Origin of the sequence: Rhizobium sp. Rhizsp42 (assembly GCF_047304155.1) — a bacterium.
Lineage (GTDB): Bacteria > Pseudomonadota > Alphaproteobacteria > Rhizobiales > Rhizobiaceae > Rhizobium.
The window spans coordinates 1-17,510 of record NZ_JBGLYS010000060.1 but is presented as its reverse complement, the minus strand read 5'-3'; the positions used below and the strand labels follow the sequence as shown (position 1 = coordinate 17,510).

The 17,510-nt window shown below is 63.9% G+C and carries 18 protein-coding genes and 1 riboswitch; of the genes, 14 read left to right on the top strand and 4 right to left on the bottom strand.

Features of this window, described 5'->3' with window-relative positions; all coding sequences use genetic code 11:
- From ACCD05_RS30320 to ACCD05_RS30285, 8 genes are all read left to right on the top strand, one after another.
- Positions 1-339, top strand: a 339-nt coding sequence (locus ACCD05_RS30320; protein WP_413397287.1) for a TolC family protein, incomplete at its 5' end; no start/stop codon positions are given.
- Positions 340-501: 162 nt separating this feature from the next.
- A complete protein-coding gene (locus ACCD05_RS30315; protein ID WP_209235433.1) occupies positions 502-1,566 on the top strand; it encodes a LacI family DNA-binding transcriptional regulator in 1,065 nt (354 codons plus the stop codon).
- A 1-nt stretch (position 1,567) separates the two neighbouring features.
- Positions 1,568-2,590: an ABC transporter substrate-binding protein gene (locus ACCD05_RS30310; RefSeq protein WP_413397284.1), complete on the top strand. Its 1,023-nt coding sequence runs from the start codon at positions 1,568-1,570 to the stop codon at positions 2,588-2,590.
- A 66-nt stretch (positions 2,591-2,656) separates the two neighbouring features.
- Positions 2,657-3,499 carry an ABC transporter permease gene (locus ACCD05_RS30305; protein WP_047509267.1) on the top strand — a complete coding sequence of 281 codons (843 nt, stop codon included), beginning with the start codon at positions 2,657-2,659 and terminating at the stop codon, positions 3,497-3,499.
- A complete protein-coding gene (locus ACCD05_RS30300; RefSeq protein WP_113239678.1) occupies positions 3,496-4,275 on the top strand; it encodes an ABC transporter permease in 780 nt (259 codons plus the stop codon). The genes ACCD05_RS30305 and ACCD05_RS30300 overlap by 4 nt, the downstream gene beginning before the upstream one ends.
- The gene (locus tag ACCD05_RS30295; protein WP_413397281.1) at positions 4,268-5,293 is read left to right on the top strand and encodes an ABC transporter ATP-binding protein; all 1,026 of its coding nucleotides are present in this window, start codon (positions 4,268-4,270) and stop codon (positions 5,291-5,293) included. Before ACCD05_RS30300 ends, ACCD05_RS30295 begins: the two co-directional genes overlap by 8 nt.
- Positions 5,294-5,297: 4 nt before the next feature.
- Positions 5,298-6,218: a nucleoside hydrolase gene (locus ACCD05_RS30290; protein WP_413397279.1), complete on the top strand. Its 921-nt coding sequence runs from the start codon at positions 5,298-5,300 to the stop codon at positions 6,216-6,218.
- Positions 6,215-7,993: an adenine deaminase gene (locus ACCD05_RS30285; protein WP_413397277.1), complete on the top strand. Its 1,779-nt coding sequence runs from the start codon at positions 6,215-6,217 to the stop codon at positions 7,991-7,993. Before ACCD05_RS30290 ends, ACCD05_RS30285 begins: the two co-directional genes overlap by 4 nt.
- 646 nt (positions 7,994-8,639) lie before the next feature.
- Here ACCD05_RS30285 and ACCD05_RS30280 read toward each other — a convergent pair.
- Positions 8,640-9,812, bottom strand: coding sequence for a M20 aminoacylase family protein (locus ACCD05_RS30280; RefSeq protein ID WP_413397276.1), 1,173 nt, complete (start codon positions 9,810-9,812; stop codon positions 8,640-8,642).
- A gap of 237 nt (positions 9,813-10,049) precedes the next feature.
- Here ACCD05_RS30280 and ACCD05_RS30275 point away from each other — a divergent pair, with 237 nt between their 5' ends.
- The gene (locus ACCD05_RS30275) at positions 10,050-10,712 is read left to right on the top strand and encodes a sulfite oxidase-like oxidoreductase (protein ID WP_413397274.1); all 663 of its coding nucleotides are present in this window, start codon (positions 10,050-10,052) and stop codon (positions 10,710-10,712) included.
- 211 nt (positions 10,713-10,923) lie between these two features.
- The gene (locus ACCD05_RS30270; RefSeq protein WP_111563273.1) at positions 10,924-11,613 is read left to right on the top strand and encodes a response regulator transcription factor; all 690 of its coding nucleotides are present in this window, start codon (positions 10,924-10,926) and stop codon (positions 11,611-11,613) included.
- On the opposite strand, the gene ACCD05_RS30265 is transcribed toward ACCD05_RS30270, so the two are convergent.
- Genes ACCD05_RS30265 through ACCD05_RS30255 form a run of 3 tightly spaced genes read right to left on the bottom strand, consistent with a single transcriptional unit; the run spans position 11,610 to position 13,241 of the window.
- Positions 11,610-12,230 carry a hypothetical protein gene (locus ACCD05_RS30265; protein ID WP_413397271.1) on the bottom strand — a complete coding sequence of 207 codons (621 nt, stop codon included), beginning with the start codon at positions 12,228-12,230 and terminating at the stop codon, positions 11,610-11,612. The genes ACCD05_RS30270 and ACCD05_RS30265 overlap by 4 nt on opposite strands.
- A gap of 41 nt (positions 12,231-12,271) precedes the next feature.
- The gene (locus tag ACCD05_RS30260) at positions 12,272-13,018 is read right to left on the bottom strand and encodes a CbtA family protein (RefSeq protein WP_413397269.1); all 747 of its coding nucleotides are present in this window, start codon (positions 13,016-13,018) and stop codon (positions 12,272-12,274) included.
- 13 nt (positions 13,019-13,031) lie between these two features.
- Positions 13,032-13,241 (bottom strand): CbtB domain-containing protein, encoded by a 210-nt coding sequence (locus ACCD05_RS30255; protein ID WP_018902549.1) that lies wholly within the window; start codon positions 13,239-13,241, stop codon positions 13,032-13,034.
- A 48-nt stretch (positions 13,242-13,289) separates the two neighbouring features.
- Positions 13,290-13,362, bottom strand: a riboswitch (cobalamin riboswitch).
- A gap of 109 nt (positions 13,363-13,471) precedes the next feature.
- Between ACCD05_RS30255 and ACCD05_RS30250 the strand changes: the two genes are divergently transcribed.
- The 4 genes from ACCD05_RS30250 (at position 13,472) to ACCD05_RS30235 (ending at position 17,408) form a co-directional block, all read left to right on the top strand.
- On the top strand, positions 13,472-14,032 hold the full coding sequence (locus tag ACCD05_RS30250; protein WP_413397267.1) for a histidine phosphatase family protein: 561 nt from the start codon (positions 13,472-13,474) through the stop codon (positions 14,030-14,032).
- 397 nt (positions 14,033-14,429) lie between these two features.
- A complete protein-coding gene (locus ACCD05_RS30245) occupies positions 14,430-15,995 on the top strand; it encodes a putative bifunctional diguanylate cyclase/phosphodiesterase (protein WP_413397265.1) in 1,566 nt (521 codons plus the stop codon).
- Positions 15,996-16,198: 203 nt separating this feature from the next.
- A complete protein-coding gene (locus ACCD05_RS30240) occupies positions 16,199-16,822 on the top strand; it encodes an outer membrane protein (protein ID WP_047509289.1) in 624 nt (207 codons plus the stop codon).
- Between the two features lie 160 nt (positions 16,823-16,982).
- Positions 16,983-17,408, top strand: coding sequence for a plastocyanin/azurin family copper-binding protein (locus ACCD05_RS30235; protein ID WP_209235445.1), 426 nt, complete (start codon positions 16,983-16,985; stop codon positions 17,406-17,408).
- The last annotated feature ends 102 nt before the right edge of the window (positions 17,409-17,510 follow it).

Genomic DNA, 17,510 nt, shown 5'->3' with positions numbered 1-17,510 from the left:
GCGGTTCTGCAGGCGGTCGAGGAAGTGGAAAACGCGCTGTCGGCGGTTCGCCGCGATGCGCAGACGGTGGCCGCGCTCCGCGCCCAGGTCAAGACGACCCAGGAAACGCTCGATCTGTCGACCGCCAGCTACAAGGACGGCGCCTCCTCGCTGCTCGACGTTCTCGACGCCCAGCGTCAGGTCTCGCTTGCCCAGGCAAGCCTGGCCGCGGCCGTCCAGCAGATGGCAACCGACTACGTCGCCCTCAACGTCGCCATCGGCGGCGGCTACAACCCGGGCGGCAACAACGCCCCGGCCAAGCCGGTCGCCGCAAAGGCAAGCACGGCAAAGGCAGGCTGAGACGACAGCAATTGAGAAAAAGCCCCGGTTCGCCGGGGTTTTTTTGTTTCTGGAGTGCCCCGTGATTGCGGAAAATCGCAAAGCGGCGCAAGATTGGATTCGACAACGCCGACGTCGTCATGTACGCATTGGTTAAACGATTAATCCAATCCGTCGAAAATCATGCCTCCAGCCCGATCAGGACCAAATCTGAGCAGGATCGCAACGTCGCTTGGCGTCTCCGTTGCGACGGTGTCGAACGCGCTTTCGGGCAAGGGCCGTGTGTCCGAACAGCTCGCCGAGCGGATCCGCGAACACGCGGCCGAAATGGGCTATGTCCCGAGCCAGGCGGCGCGCGCGCTGCGCACCGGCCGCAGCGGCGTCATCGGCCTTGTTCTGCCTGACATCGCCAATCCGCTTTTCCCGAAGCTCGCGCAGGCAATCGAATTCGCCGCCACGTCTGCTGGCTACGGCGTCCTCATCGCCGACTCCCGCGGCAACATCACCGCGCAGACCGAGGCCATAAACCGGCTGGTCGAGCGCGGCGTCGAGGGCCTTGTCATCGTGCCGCGCCGCGCGACCCGCATCTCGGCCGCGAGCTGTCCCGTCGCCGTTATCGACACGGCCTCGACACCCGGAAACACGGTAGCCGCCGATCACTGGCAGGGCGGACGCGATATAGCCGACCATCTGGCCGAACTCGGCCACAAGCGCATCCTTGTGATCGGCAACAACCCCGAATCCAACGTCCAGAACGATCGCGTCGGCGGCATCCGCTCCGGATTGCGTCCCGATATGCAGTCCTCCACCCTTTGGGTCGAGCGCCTGGAACGCGAGAACGGCATGGGCTGCACGCTCGGCCTCGCCGAAAAAGTCCGCGAAGGTTACACCGCCTTCGCGGCGCTGTCGGACCTGCAGGCGCTGAGGGCGCTCACCGAACTGCAGCGCGACGGCATCGTCGTTCCCGACATGGCAAGCGTCACCGGCTTCGACGACCTGATCTTCTCCCCCGTCATCACGCCGAGCCTGACGACGGTGGCGATGGACATGGCGACGATCGCCGACGTCGCCATCTCGTCGCTGCTGAAAACCATACAGGCGAGTGGCAGCCGCGAAGGCGTGCTCGTCAGTGCCGACACCGATCGGGTGCCGATGCAGCTGATCGTTCGCCAATCATCGGGCCCCGCCGATCCAGCCAGGATCGACCCAAGCAAACTGGACCTAGCCTCTCAGACGGAGAACTCCTGACATGAAGCATGCCCTCATCGCCTCGGCGGCCCTTCTTGCCCTCACGCCCGTCGCCGCGAGCGCTCAGGAAAAGACGCTGACCATCTCCGTCTATGCCTTCGCGCAGGATGACTTCAAATCGATCGTCTACGACCCCTTCGAAGCCAAGTGCGGCTGCAAGCTGGTGGTCGAGACCGGCAACAGCGTCGAGCGTCTGGCGAAGATGGAAGCCAACAAGGCGAACCCCGTTATCGACATGGCCGTGGTCTCCATGGCCGATGCGCTGTCGGCCACCCGCAAAGGCCTGATCGACAAGATCGACACCGCAAAGCTCACCAATTTCGGCAAGCTCTACGACCTCGCCAAGGATCCGAACGGCGACGGCATGAGCGTCGGCTACACTTTCTACGCCACTTCGATCGCCTACCGCTCCGACAAGATGAAGATCGAGAGCTGGGCCGATCTGCTGAAGCCTGAATATGTCGGCCACGTCGCCTTCCCGAACGTCACTACCAACCAGGGCCCGCCGGCGCTCTACATGCTTGGCCTCGCGCTCGGCAAGGACAGCCCCGACCTGAAGGCGCCGATCGCGGCCGTCGGTGAAAAGAAGGACGACATCGTCACCTTCTATGAGAAGTCTTCCCAGCTGGTGCAGCTGATGCAGCAGGAAGAAATCTGGGCAGCCCCGATCGGCCGCTTCTCCTGGGCGGGCTTCACCAAGCTCGACGTCCCCGTCTCCTGGGCAACGCCCAAGGAAGGCCAGACCGGCGGCATGAACGTCATGGTCATGACCAAGGGCTCGAAGAACCAGGATCTCGCGCTGCAGTTCATGGATTTCTGGCTCTCCACCGAGATCCAGACCAAGCTCGCCGAAAAGCTGGTCGACAGCCCGGCCAACAAGGAGGTGAAGGTCTCCGACGAGGCCGCCAACAACCTCACCTACGGCGAAGACACCGTGAAGAACCTCAAGCTCATCCCCTCGGCCGCAGCACTGGATAACCGCGCCGGCTGGCTGAAGGATTGGAACGACACGGTCGGCCAGTAACAGTCGAGAGACACCGAAACGGCTCCGGCTGGAGCCGCCTTATGCGATTGCTCTGAGAGACGCCTCATGTTTCAAAACCGCACGGAAGCCCTGGCGCTTGCCTTGCCCGCGGCCCTGTTCGCCGCGCTGGTCTTCCTGCTGCCCGTCGTCATCCTTCTCTCGGAAGGTTTCCACATCGATGGCAGCTGGACGCTCAGCGCCTATACCGGCTTCTTCTCGCAATCGCTGAACCGCACGGTCTTCCTGCGCACCTTCAAGCTCGGCCTCGAAGTCACCGCCGTCTCCGCCGTCATCGGCTATGCGGCGGCGTTTGCCATCGTCAACCTGCCGCCGAAGGGCAAGGGCCGGATGATCGGCCTCGTGACGCTACCGCTGATGATCTCGCCGGTTGCCCGCACCTATGCCTGGATCGTCATCCTCGGCCGCACGGGCATCGTCAACCAGGCGATCCAGGGCCTCGGCCTCAGCGACAGCCCGCTGCGCCTGCTTTTCACCGAGACCGCCGTCTTCATTGGCCTGCTGCAGCTCTTCCTGCCGCTGATGATCCTCTCCCTGATCAGCGCGCTCGAAAACATGCCGAAGGATGCCATTCCGGCCGCCCGCGTGCTTGGCGCCAACTGGTTCCAGGTGTTCTGGAAGGTGATCCTCCCTCTCACGCGCGAAGGCCTCGTCGTCGGCGGCACGCTCGTCTTCACCGGCTCGCTCACCGCCTATATCACCCCCGCGGTGCTCGGCGGCTCCAAGGTGCTGATGCTGGAAACCCTGCTCTACCAGCAGGTCTCGGTCGCCAACGACTTCGTCGCCGCCAGCGTCATTGCCTTCATGCTGATCGTCATGAGCTTCGCCGCCAACATCCTGCTCAAGCGTCTGGCTACAGCCCGAAACACAAGCGGGAGGAACAAGCGATGACCTCCCGTATCCTCTCGCCGCTCGTCCTCGGCCTGCTGCTAATCTTCCTGATCGGCCCCTTCTTCATCATCATCGCCGCCTCGCTCTCTGCCGGCGACACGCTGGCCTTCCCGCCGCAGGGCCTGTCGCTGCGCTGGGTCTTCAAGGTCTTCACCATCGACAGCTTCCGCGACAGCTTCGCCATGTCGATGCTGCTTGCCGTCGGCGGCACGTTGGCAGCGCTTGTCCTCGGCATCCCCGCCGCCTACGCGCTGTCGCGCTATAAGCTGCCCGGCGCGGAAACCATCCGCACCATCGTCTCGCTGCCGATCATCGTGCCGGGCATCATCGTCGGCCTGGCGCTGCTGCGCTATCTGGTCGTGCCCTTCGGCTTCAACATCACGCTGGCGCTGTTCTTCGCGCACACGGCACTGGTGCTGCCCTATGCCGTGCGCGTCGTCTCCGCCAGCCTCAACAACCTGCGCTCCGATATCGAGGAAGCGGCCGTCCTGCTCGGTTCGTCGCGCGCGGGCGCCTTCTTCCGCGTGGTGATGCCGAACATCCGCGGCGGCATTCTCGCCGCCTTCATCCTCGGCTTCGTCACCAGCTTCAACCAGGTGCCCGTTTCGCTCTTCCTCTCCGGTCCCGGCGTCCGCACGCTGCCGATCGACATGCTGGGCTACATGGAAACCACCTACGACCCGTCGATCGCCGCGCTCTCGGCGCTGCTCGCCTTTCTTTCCATCGGCATCGTCTTCCTTGCCGAACGCTTCCTGGGGTTCTCTCGCTATGTCTGACACCTATCTGCAACTCGACAAGCTGACGCTTGCCTACGGCGATACGGTCGCGGTGAAGGATCTCGATCTCTCGATTAAGAAGGGCGAGCTCGTAGCACTCCTCGGCCCCTCCGGCTGCGGCAAGACGACGACGATGCGTTCCATCGCCGGCCTGCTCAACCCCGCCTCCGGCCGCATCACGCTCGATGGCGCCGATATCACCCGCGTCTCCGCCAACAAGCGCAATGTCGGCCTGGTCTTCCAGTCCTATGCGCTGTTCCCGCACCTGACCGTCTATGAAAACGTCGCCTTCGGCCTGCGCCTCAAGGGCGTCAGCGGCCAGGATCTCGACAGCAAGGTGACCGCAGGAATCAAGTCCGTCGGCCTCGCCAGTTTCGCCGCGCGCAAGCCGGGCGAACTCTCCGGCGGCCAGCAGCAGCGCGTGGCGCTTGCGCGCTCGATGGTCATGGAGCCCAAGGTCCTGCTCCTCGACGAGCCGCTCTCCAATCTCGACGCCCGCCTGCGCCTGGAAATGCGCGCCGAGCTGCAGCGCGTCCAGAAGGAAACCGGCGTCACCATGATCTTCGTCACCCACGACCAGATCGAGGCGCTGGCGCTCGCCGACCGGATCGTGGTGATGCTTGATGGAGGCATCGAGCAGATCGGCACGCCGGAAGAAATCTACAACAAGCCCGTCTCGGCCTTCGTCGCCGATTTCGTCGGCTTCGAAAACGTCTTTGCGCTGGAAAACGGCAAGCTCGCGACATCCAACTCACTCGTCGAGCTTTCCGCTCCAGTGCCGCAGGCCGTGAAGGGCCTGGCCTGGCGTCCGCGCATGGTGATCCTTGGTTCAGGTCCTTTCCAAGGCACCGTGCGCGGCACCTCGTTTGCCGGCAACGTCAGAGAATATCTGCTCGACACACCGCTCGGCCCGATCAAGGCCGAGGTCGACGCCGGCGAGCCGAGCCACATGATCGGCTCCACGCTTGCCTTCGATCTGCCGCTTGGCGCCGCAGCCCCACTCTCTCGCTACAGGTAATATCATGGGCGTCTGGATCGACACCGACATGGGCTTTGACGACATCGCCGCCATTCTGGTCGTGGCGCATGCCAAGCTCGACATCGCGGGCATCTCGCTGGTCTTCGGCAACACGCCGCTGCCGCAGGTGCGAGGAAATGCCGCCGGCGCCGCAAAGGCCTTCGGCTGGACCTTCCCGATCCATTCCGGCCGCGCTTCAGCCGTGCTTGGAGAGATCGAGACCGCCCAGGCGATCCTCGGCGAAACGGGCATCCCGACATCGGGCAAGACGCTGCCCGAAGCCGCCGCCCTGCCCGACAGCGACGCCTTTACGGCACTCTGCGACTGGCTCGAACAGGACGGCCCGCACCGCATCCTGGCGCTCGGCCCGCTCACCAATATCGCAGCGCTTGCCCTCGCCCGCCCCGATCTCGCCGCCCGCATCACCGAGCTCACCTGGATGGGCGGCGGCGTCACGGCTGGCAACCACACCGCCTCCGCCGAGTTCAACGCGCTGGCCGACCCCGAGGCGCTGGCGATCGTCATCGCCTCAGGCCTGCCGCTGCGCATGGTCGATCTCGACCTCTGCCGCAAGGTCATCGCCATCCCTGACGACGTCGCCCCGATCCGCAAGGCCGGCGGCGCCAACGCCGAGATGCTCGCCGATTTCCTCGACGGCTATATCGACATCGGCACCAGCCGTGGCCGCGCCGGCATGGCGATCTACGACCCATGCGCCGCCGTCGCCTTCGCCCACCCCGAGATCGTCGCCTTCCGCACCGCGCGCATCGACGTCGAGCTGCAGGGCAAACTCACGCGCGGCCGCACCGTGGTCGAAACCCGCGCCACCCACGCCAAGCCGAATGCCGACTATGCCGTCGAGATCGACAGCGAGGCCGCCCGCGCCATCATCCTCGACGCGCTCCAGCAGGAGGCCACCCGATGAGCCAGTTGGAACCGATGGACCTCAGCGATCCAAAACTCCGCGCCCGCGCCGTTGCCGCCGCGCGCGGCGATGCGCCCTTCGACGTGTTGATCACGGGTGGGCAGCTGCTCGACGTCGTCACCGGCCTGATCCGCGACGCCGATATCGGCCTCGTCGGGTCGCTGATCGCAAGCGTCCACACACGGCAAAGCCGCAAGGACGCCCATGAGACGATCGACGCCCGCGGCAGCATCATCGCGCCCGGCCTGATCGACACCCACATGCACATCGAAAGCTCGATGGTGACACCATCGGCCTATGCCGCAGCCGTTTTGCCGCGCGGCGTCACGACTGTCGTCTGGGACCCGCATGAATTCGGCAATGTCCACGGCATCGATGGCGTGCGCTGGTCGATCGAGGCAACACGCGGCTTGTCCCTGCGCACCATCCTGCTCGCCCCCTCCTGCGTGCCTTCGGCTCCGGGCCTCGAGGTCGCGGGTGCGGATTTCGACGCTTCCGTCATATCCGAACTGCTGCGTCGACCCGAGATCGGCGGCGTCGCCGAAGTCATGAACATGCGCGGCGTCATCGACGGCGATCCGCGCATGACCGGGATCGTCAATGCCGGCCTTGCATCCGGAAAGCTGGTCTGCGGCCACGCGCGCGGGCTTGACGGCAGCGACCTCAACGCCTTCATGGCGGCGGGCGTCACCTCCGACCACGAGCTCACCTCGGCCGACGACCTCTTGCTGAAGCTCGCCGCCGGCCTGACGATCGAGCTTCGCGGTTCGCACGATCACCTGCTGCGCGAATTCGTGGCGGCGCTGAACGGCATCGGCCACCTGCCCTCGACCGTGACGCTCTGCACCGATGACGTCTTCCCCGACGAGCTCTACCACTGTGGTGGTCTCGACGACGTCGTGCGCCGTCTGGTCAGCTACGGCATGAAGCCCGAATGGGCGCTGCGCGCCGCGACCTTCAACGCCGCCCAGCGCCTGCGCCGCCCCGACCTCGGCCTGATTGCTGCCGGCCGCCGCGCCGATATCGTGCTGTTGAAGGATTTCACCGAGTTCGAGACCTCAGCCGTCTTCGCCAACGGCCGTCTCGTCTCCCGCGACGGCAAGATGGCGATCGACCTGCCAGCCGTAGACAGCGCGCCACTGCAGCACTCCGTCAAGCTCTCGGCGCTGACCGAAAACGACTTCCGCGTCCCCTCCGAGGGCCGCCGCGTCCGCGTCGCCACTATCGACCGCCCGCGCTTCACCCAATGGGCCGAAGCCGAGACCGCCGTCGAGGACGGCTACGTCGTCCCACCTGAGGGCAGCGCGATGATCTCGGTCGTCCACCGCCACGGCAAGGTCGACGCCCGCCCGCGCATCGGCTTCCTCACCGGCTGGGGAACATGGCGCGGCGCCTTCTGCACCACGGTTTCACATGACAGCCACAACCTCACCGTCTTCGGCGGCAATGTCGCCGACATGACCATCGCCGCCAACGCCGTCATCGCGGCCGGCGGCGGCATGGCGGTGGTGCAGGACGGCGAGATCAAGGTGCTCCTGCCGCTCCCCCTCTCCGGCCTCGTCAGCGAAGCCCCGCTGGAAGAAACGGCAGAAACCTTCCGCGCCATCCGCCGCGCCATGGAAGACGTCGTCGACTGGCGGCCGCCCTACCTCGTCTTCAAGGCCTGCTTCGGCGCCACCCTCGCCTGCAACCTCGGCCCGCACCAGACGGATCGCGGGATAGCGGATGTGCTGACGGGACGGGTGATGGAGACGCCGGTGATTGAGGTGTTGTAGGGGTGGCGTGACGCCGAATTTTTGGCCATGACCGTTGCAGTCATGGCGACGTGCTTAGATCCTCGGGACAAGCCCGAGGATGACGCCGAGAACGTATATTGCCTCATCACTTCAATAGGTTACGAACAGCCGCCACTCTCTCCAACGTCATCCTCGGGCTCGTCCCGAGGATCTAAGCACGGTCCCATTTACTCGACGTGCGTGGGCACTTGGCACTACCCGCGCACCACAAAAACCCGCGCCCGAGCAGAGCTCGGCGACGGCTGGCAGGCGTATCCCAAAAACGGGAATGGGCAGGCGGCATTGTATAAAGTGGTATGGGTATCAGGCGTTCCACCTGCCCGGCCACTTCGAGGTTTCCGGTTCGTCCGGGCCGACAGGAGCGTCTCTCGGCCTTTCCTTGCCGGATGGATATCAGGCCCTGACAGCCCTTGATCCACCTGTGGCGACCATCATCGAACGCCGGATACCAAACGTGGCGTTACCGGTTCGCGAACCCGGCTCCCTGTCCGATGACATGGCCATTGTGGAGCGGCGCCGGATGACGGGGATGAATGAGGACGACGGTTTCGGCCAAGGCGCTGATTGCCAAGCGATATTTGTTCCACGCGACATTAAATCTTGCCCGCTTGGCACAATCGCCACCTCACCCCGCAGCCAATTCCCGCTCCACCAGCCGCGTCCAGAACGCCACGCCCGGCCCGATCGCCGCATCGTTGAAATCATAAGCCGTGTTGTGATGCAGCGCGCCATCCACCGCCGGGCCGTTGCCGAGCCAGACGTAGCACCCCGGCGCCTGCTGCCCGAAGAAGGCAAAGTCGTCGCCAGCCGTCGAGGGCGGGAAGTGGGTCACGACCTTCTCGCCGAACACGTCTGAAGCCGCAGCCAATGCCCGCTCGGTCGCATCCGCATCGTTGACGACGGGCGGAATGCGCCGTTCGAAGCCGTAATCGGCGGCAATCCCGAACATCGATGCGGTGCCCTCCGCCAACCGGCCGATCTCGCGCTCCAGCTGGTCGCGGACGTCGGGGGAATAGGCGCGCGCCGTGCCGCCGATCTCGACGATATCGGGGATGACATTGAGCGCCTTGGGGTCGCCCGCCTGAAGCGAGCAGGCGCTGACCACGGCCGGCTGCAGCGGATCGACGACGCGGCCGACGATGGTCTGCAGCGACGAGAGAAACGTGCCGGCAGCAGTGATCGGATCGCGGCCGAGATGCGGCTTGGCGCCGTGCGTGCCGGTGCCCCGGAAGGTGACGCGCCAGCTATCGGAGGAGGCCAGCTGCGGCCCGGCGACCACGGCCATCTCATCGACGGCAAGGCCCGGCATGTTGTGCAGCCCGTAGACGGCATCGCAGGGGAAGAGCTCAAACAGCCCCTCCTCCACCATCCGTTTCGCGCCGCCGCGTCCTTCCTCAGCCGGCTGGAAGATGAAATGGACAGTGCCGGAAAAGCCGCGCGTGGCCGCGAGATGCCGGGCAGCGCCGAGCAGCATCGTCGTATGCCCGTCATGGCCGCAGGCATGCATCTTGCCTTGCACTGTCGACTTGTAGGGACGATCGGCGATCTCGGGCATGGCGAGCGCATCCATGTCGGCGCGAAGCCCTATGCGGCGGGTGCCGTTGCCCACCTGCAGCGTGCCGACGACGCCTGTGCCGCCGAGCCCCCGATGAGCCTTGATGCCCGCCTCGCCCAAGAGCTTCGCAACGATGTCGCTGGTCCGCACTTCCTCGAATCCGAGCTCCGGATGCGCGTGCAGATCGCGGCGTAGCGCGGTGAGGAACGGCAGATCGGCTTCGATCTCGGCGGAAATGGGCATGCGATAGACGATCCTGTCAATGCGATCGGGCGCCGGAGCAGCACCTCGGATAGACCTCGTTTATCAGGCAAATGGGCGGCGAATTCAACCTTTCGCGACTGCAGCATTGCGTCTTGCGGCGCCGTTGCAGCCGATCTCTCAGACTTGTGAACGCACGGAGAATTTGCGGCGCAATACCGGCGCTTGACAGCAACCGGGCTGGGGTGACGTAATCCCCGCAACGCGAAAGGCCGCATAATGAGCGACGACCAGATCCCCGCCGATAGCAAGCTCACCAATTCGAAACGCCGCTGGGCCGACGAAGGCAAGTTCCTGACCGGCCGCACGAGCAGGCCGGAGACCGACCGGCTGCCGCCAGGCCAGCATCTCGTCAAGAACTGGCCGGTGCTCGATCTCGGCGAACAGCCGGCCGTATCCACCGACACATGGCGGCTGGAGGTCGGCGGGCTGGTCGAGACACCGCTTGATCTCAGCTGGGCGACCTTTCAGGCGCTGGAGCAGAGCACGCGCGTGTCGGATATCCACTGCGTCACGACATGGTCGCGCTACGACAACAAGTGGAAGGGTGTCGCCACGCGCGATCTGCTCGATCTCGCCATGCCGAAACAGCAGGCAAGCCACGTCATGCTGACCAGCTATGACGGCTACACGACCAACCTGCCGCTTGCCGATTTCGCCGCCGAAGACGCCATTCTCGCCACCTATTGGGAAGACCTGCCGCTGACGCGCGAACATGGCGGCCCGATGCGGCTGATCGTGCCGCATCTCTATCTGTGGAAGAGCGCCAAGTGGCTGCGCCGCATCGACATCATGCCGGCGGATGCGGCCGGCTTCTGGGAGCGAAACGGCTACAGCATGTATGGCGACCCCTGGCGCGAACAGCGCTACGCCGACGATTGATCGCCGGGCATTCGCGACCCCACGCACGCCTGCCGAGGCCCGACGCGTTTAACGCGCATTCCTTCGCGTTCGACGCGAAGATTTACTCGCCTCTACATTGAATATTCTGTTCAAACGAATCCTTTGGTGTAAGTTGGCCGCAGAATGGTGCACCGCATGAACCCATCCTGGGTTGTTCGATTAACCTGTCGCACATTTCACGCCTGAGTTGATGACCAAGGACACCACGTTTCACACCGTCACGCAGAAGCTTCTCGACGCCTGGCTGAGCACGTCTCCGCATCAGCCGGGGCCGCCCGAGGCCGTCTATCGCGATGCGGTCGACCTTTTGACGATCAAGATGCGACTGACGGTTGTCGTGCTCGATGGCGAGGATCCGTTGGACTGGCGGTTGCAGGTGGTCCGCTCCTCCGGCTTTGCGTCGCGCATCCTCAACATCAACAAGCTCTTCGCAAACCAGCGCATCGGCGATTTCAAGGATCGCAGCTATATGGAGACGGCGGTCATTCCGCGCTATCGCGAGGTGATCGCCTCGCAGAAGCCGTCGATGGAAATGGTCAAGACCGAGCTGCTCGGCGTCAACATCGCCTATGAGCGCATGGTGCTGCCGCAACGGACGACCGAGGCAAAGCCGGCCTGGCTGCTGACCGTTACCAACGGCCGCTTCATGTTCAACGCACCGGAGCGGCAGGCCAAGCTCGACGGCACCGACGAGGCCGTCGTCCAGCTTTTGACCGAGGGCGCGACGGCCAAGCAGATCGCCACCGAACTCGGCATCTCGCATCGCACCGTCGAGCACAGGCTGGAGCGGATGAAGGAACGATACGGCGCCAAGAACACGGTGCACCTCACCGCCATGCTGGTGGCCATGCACCTGCACCGCGAGACCGATCGGAACTAGGGTTGGTCCGGCGCCTTGGCACCAAGCAGTCGTCGGCACGCAATCACGACCAGGAAGCAGAGAGCCGCAAGGCCGGTCAGCGACGCCATGCTGGCGGGATGGGTGGGGATGTCGGCCCAATGCGGGCGGATCACATCGGCCGTGTTGAAGGCCTCGCCGCTGAACGCGCAGGTGATCAGCGACAGTCCGCGCATGGTCATGGCGACGTCGATCTCGGAGACGATCGCGCCAGCAGCCTTGGTCTCACGCGGCATGTCGCGCAGCTTGAGCAGCACCGCCTTGGTGGCGGCCAGATAGGCATGCGAACATTCGTTGAAGGGGCTCGCCTCATCCGTCACGCCGCCGGGCATCTTGCCCCAGAAGCAATAGGCATACTGGATCGCGGCGTAATTCAGCACGCGGCGAAACGGCTCGTCGGTATCGGCGGCGCGCGAGGCGAGATCGATGATGGCGGCCCGATGCTCGGCCATCACGATCATTTCGCCATGCGAAATCTCGGGAATGGGAAGGCCGGTGTGCGGCCCGTCGGTGCTGCGCTGATGCGCAAGCGCTTGCCCGCCGCCGGCAAGCAGCGGCAGGATGAGGCACAATAACAGGCGAGCGGATCGGGCGATCATGTCAAACAAAAGCCCCGGCCGAACCGGGGCTTTCCTTCTCGTCAGTGAAGAACGGGCGCAGTCGGCCGGCGAGCGGCGGAGGCGACCGTTAGCTTGCGCTCGGCAAGCGCCCCGAACGCGAGACCGATCACGGTCCACAGGATCGCATGCATGCCGATCGAGGTGGTGCGGAACTGCCAGAGCACCAACGCCGAATAATTTTCCGGCACTTCGTTGATCGCGGGCAGCAGATACTGCACGACGCCGATGAAGAGCACATAGGCAAATCCGGCCATGATCGCGCCGTTCCACGCGCCGAAGCGCGGCGCCAGCCGCCGGGCGAGCGAGATCGCGGCAATCAGCGCGGCGATCGACACCACGATCATCAGGAAGAACAGCTCGGTTCTGACCCCGATCGTATCCGGATTGCCGACCGCGGGCGGATTGGCGGGATACTTGATATTGGGCACGATGACGACGGCAACGAAGGCCGCCGCCGCGATGACGGCCGAGGTCGCCCGCGCGCTGAGGCTGCTGACGCGGCCCTGCACGAAGGCGAAAATCAGCGCGAAGATGCCGCCGACGGCAATCGCATAGGCCATCACGCCGGTAAACAGGCCGATGCCCGCCTGTGTGGCGCGGCTCACCAGTTCCGGCTCGGCCGCTTCACCGGCCGCCTGTGCTGCCGCCTCTTCGAAACCGATCGCCTGGTCGACGAGCGGCTCGCCGAACGTATGGGCAAAGGCAAACACCAGGACGCCAGCGATCAGGCCCGCCAGCATGCCGCGAAGCAAAAGTTTTCCAACCATGTCTCAAACTCCCTTAATGGCAGGGAAAGCCGAGCAGGTGTCGGCCGTCATGCACGAATTCGTGCACATACATGCCGTTGAACAGCGCCATCGCGCCTTCTTCGGTGCCGACGAAATAGATAGCGATCAGCATCAGCAGGCCGCCGAAAATGGCCCATGGCAGGATATCGCCGACAGGAATGGGAGCAGCCACCGAGGTGGGCGCGAGCGTGGTATGAGACATGAATTCCTCCTGGAAAAACGCGTTCAGTCGAGAATGTTCGTGGGTAGGGTCTGACTTCCAGTTTGAGGTATCCTCATCCTGATCACAGTGGCGCGACCGCACCGGAATTTCACCGGCTTCCAAACCTACGAGATCAACGTTATAGCTGCCGCCCTCGACCTGTCAACGCGCTGTCACACAAGGGCACTGCTACAGAAGGACATCTCTCGCGTGACAAAGAAAGAGCCAGCGTGATGACGCGTCTCACCTTCATCTGCCACGGCGCCACCGATGCCATCAGGCAGGCCCGCTTCCCGCTCGACGAGGCGCTGGAGGACAAGGCGATGATTGACGCCCGCGCGCTGGCGCCGGGCATGCCCCGCGCCGACCGCATCATGACCAGCCCGGCGCTGCGCGCCCGCCAGACGGCCGATGCCCTTGGCCTGGAGGCCGAGGTCGTCCTCGCTTTGGCCGATTGCGACTACGGCCGATGGGCCGGCCAGTCGATCATGGCGCTGCAGGAGAGCGAACCGGACGCTCTCTCTACTTGGCTGACCGACACTGACGCGGCCCCACACGGCGGAGAAAGCATCCGCGCCCTTCACGACCGCGTCGCGCCCTGGATGCAGGCGCAATCCGCGCTCGGCGGCCATACAATCGCCATCAGCCACGCCCCCACCATCCGCGTCGCGGTGCTGATCGCGCTTGGAGCGCCATTGTCGTCCTTCTGGCATATCGATGTCGAGCCGCTTTCCGCGATCAGGATGACCAGCAACGGCACACGCTGGTCGCTGCGCTTCGACCGCGTGTAATTTCGATAGTTTCACATCCAGAAATTTAGATAAGCCTTGCGCAAGCCAATTGCGCAAAAGCTAAATCGCCTGGCATTTCCAGGTGATAATCCTTCGTAAAAGGAGGCCTGACCATGTCTTACGACTGGAACGGGGCGCGGCTGAAACGCACGCGTCTCATGCGGTTTACGGGCGGCGCGATCTTTCTGTGCCTGGCCGTCACCGTATCCATGCTGATGCACCTCTAGCATGCGAATAGCGGGCGAACGACGATGTTCGCCCGTTTCCTTTTTTATATTTTAACAGATTTAGATACGCCTATGAGTAGGCGCAGATAACTAGAAGTCACCCCCTAGTTTCAACGGATACTTTAGACTTCCGTGCTATATCCCGCCAAGGTGGAGATGGAGTGGGGAGCATGCCGGTATTTTTCCGGAGCAGAGCCGGACGGCAGTGGCTGTCCCTCATGGCGCTTGGCGCGGCCTTGTGGGTCGTCGGCGCGGTGTTGCAATTCGGCGATCTGCTCGCCTTGTTCGTCCAGGAATTCGATAGCTACGGCGCCGACAAGTTGGTGCTGGCGCTCGCCGTCGCCGGCACGATGAGCTTCGTCTACTCCGTGCTGCGCATCACCGATCTTCGCAAGGAAATGGACCTGCGCGCCAAGGCGGAAGCCAAGGCCGACTGGACCGCGACGCACGACCACCTGACCAAGCTTCCCAACCGCTACGCCTTCGAGCGCGCCGTGCTCCTGCATAGGCGCGCGCAGATCGATGCATACAGCGAGGAATGGGAGCGCAACGTCAGCATTTTCTGCGTCGATCTCGATGGCTTCAAGAAGGTCAACGACCTGATCGGCCACAATGGCGGCGACGCACTTCTGGTCGAGGTCTCCAAGCGGATCTGCGCCATCGGCAGCGCCGATTCCGTCTATCGCTTTGGCGGCGACGAATTCATCATCGTCGCGACCGGCCTGTCGTCGCAGCATGAGGAGCGCCTGTCGCGGCTGCTGATCCAGGCCGTCACCCGTCCGATCCATATCAACGGCTTTGCCGTCGAAGTCGGCGCCAGCGTCGGCTATGACCGCTGGCAGCAGGGCGAACGGCTGGAAGACACCGCCCACCGCGCCGACCTCGCAATGTATGAAGCCAAGTCGCGCGGGCCGAACAACTATCTCGCCTTCGAAGCCTCTATGCGCGACAAGGTCGCACTCCGCGCCTCGCTCGAAGCCAAGCTGCGCGTCGCGATCAAGAACAAGGCGATCCGCCCGTTCTACCAGCCGCTGATCGATCTGAAGACCGACGAGGTCTGCGGCTTCGAGGCGCTGGCCCGCTGGACCGACGACGAGGGCAACAGCATTCCGCCGTCGGTCTTCATCGGCATTGCCGAGGAGACTGGGCTGATCACCGTGCTGTTCGAGGATCTGCTAAGCCAGGCCTGCAACGATGCACTCGCCTGGGACGATCACATCACGCTCTCCTTCAACGTCTCGCCGGTGCAGATGGAAGACCGTCTCTTGACGGCGCGCATCTTCAAGGCGCTGACCGTCAACGATCTTCCCGCCCACCGCCTCGAGATCGAGATCACCGAAAACGCCCTGATCCAGGATCCCGCGAGCGCCGCCGCCGTCCTCGACGAACTCCATGATGCCGGCGTGCAGATCGCGCTCGACGATTTCGGCACCGGCTATTCCAGCCTCTCCCAGCTCGCCAGCTACCGCTTCGACAAGATCAAGATCGACAAGAGCTTCATCGCCACCTATCGCGACGACGAGCGCCAGGAAAAGATCGTGCGCGCGATGCTGGCGCTTGGCGTCAGCCTCAACATCAAGACCACGGCCGAAGGCATCGAGGAGCCGCGTCAGCTGAACCACCTGCTCGAGCTCGGCTGCGATATCGGCCAGGGCTATTTCTTCGGTCGACCGATGCCCGCCGCCGATATAAACGCATTCCTGAGCCAGAGAAACGCGACTTTGGCCGCCGAATAGGCACGCTTCCGGCCTTTCGCCGTAAAATTAGCCATTTGTGATGGAACCATTCGAGATGTGGCGACGTTGGTACGTCGGGTCGCATAGGCGCCATTGTCTGCGGCACGCTTTCGGCGTGCGAAAACGCAGCGATCCACGGTTGGGCACCGCGGTTCCCGATTGAGTGAAGAGTGTACCCTTATTCATAGGAGAGGGATCTTATCATGAATGTTCGCATCCTTACTGCGTCAGCAGCGATACTCATGCTTGCCGGGTCAGCCTCGGCGGCCGACCTTGTCTCCGAGCCACCACCCGCACCCGTCGAGCAGGCAGCACCTGTCTTCACCTGGACGGGCTTCTACACCGGTCTTCAGGGCGGCGGCGCCTGGGGCAATGGTGATTTCTCCGGCATCGGCTCGTCCAACATGAATGGCGGCCTGATCACCGGTTTCGCCGGCTATAACTGGCAGCTGGACAACAGCATCGTGCTCGGTGTCGAAGGCGACGTATCCTACAACTGGAACTCCGAAGACGTCGGCGTCAACAGCTACAAGTTCGACACGACGGGATCGGTTCGCGCCCGTGTCGGTTACGCGCTTGACCACGCCCTGCTCTACGGCGCGGCCGGCTGGACCGGTGCCCGCGGCCATGTCGACACACCTCTCGGCAGCGACAGCGCCACCTTCTCCGGCTGGACAGTCGGCGCCGGTGTCGACTACGCCTTCACCGACAACATCTTCGGCCGCCTCGAATATCGCTACAACGACTACGGCAGCAAGGATCTTCTGGGCGTCGATACCGACTTCAACCAGAACGTCGTGACCGTCGGCGTCGGCTTCAAGTTCTGACCTCGCATGCATAAAGGCGGCACGCCGCCTGTCGAAAGAGCCCGGTCCTGCACCGGGCTTTTTCGTGTCGGGAGCATGCGGCGCGCCGGGCGCGTTTCAGGCTTGCGTCAGTTGCGACCGCTATGCGGCGGCTGGGCTGACAACCGAAAGGGCCATATGCATGACACGCTACCGGAACGCTCTTACAGCACTCGCATTCATGTCTCTCTGTTCCTCCGCTTTCGCGGCAACCGAAGTCAAGGTCATCGAAGGGGGTGAAGGCGGCGGACCGATGACGCTGACCATCGACCAGCCGACCGTCAAGGCGGGAGACATCGTGTTCGCGGTTCACAATGATGCAATGACCGAGGAGCACGAGGTGGTGCTCGTCAAACTGAAGTCGCCCGACCAGCAGATCCCCGTGCTCCAGGCCAAGCACCGCATCGACGAGAAAAAGTTGAAAAGCCTTGGCGAGGTCTCCGACTTGAAGCCCGGCGCCGATGGCGCATTGAAGGCCAAGCTGGCGCCAGGCTCCTATCTCCTCTTCTGCAACATCAAGGGCCACTACGAAGCGGGAATGCACGCCCTCCTGACGGTCACTGAGTAAGCCAACCGACCCGGGGGGGGGGGGGGGGGGGGGGGCCCCCCCCCCCCCCGAAAGAAGCCACCACAGCGCGAGCCGCCAAACGAAAAAGAAAACAAGCACACA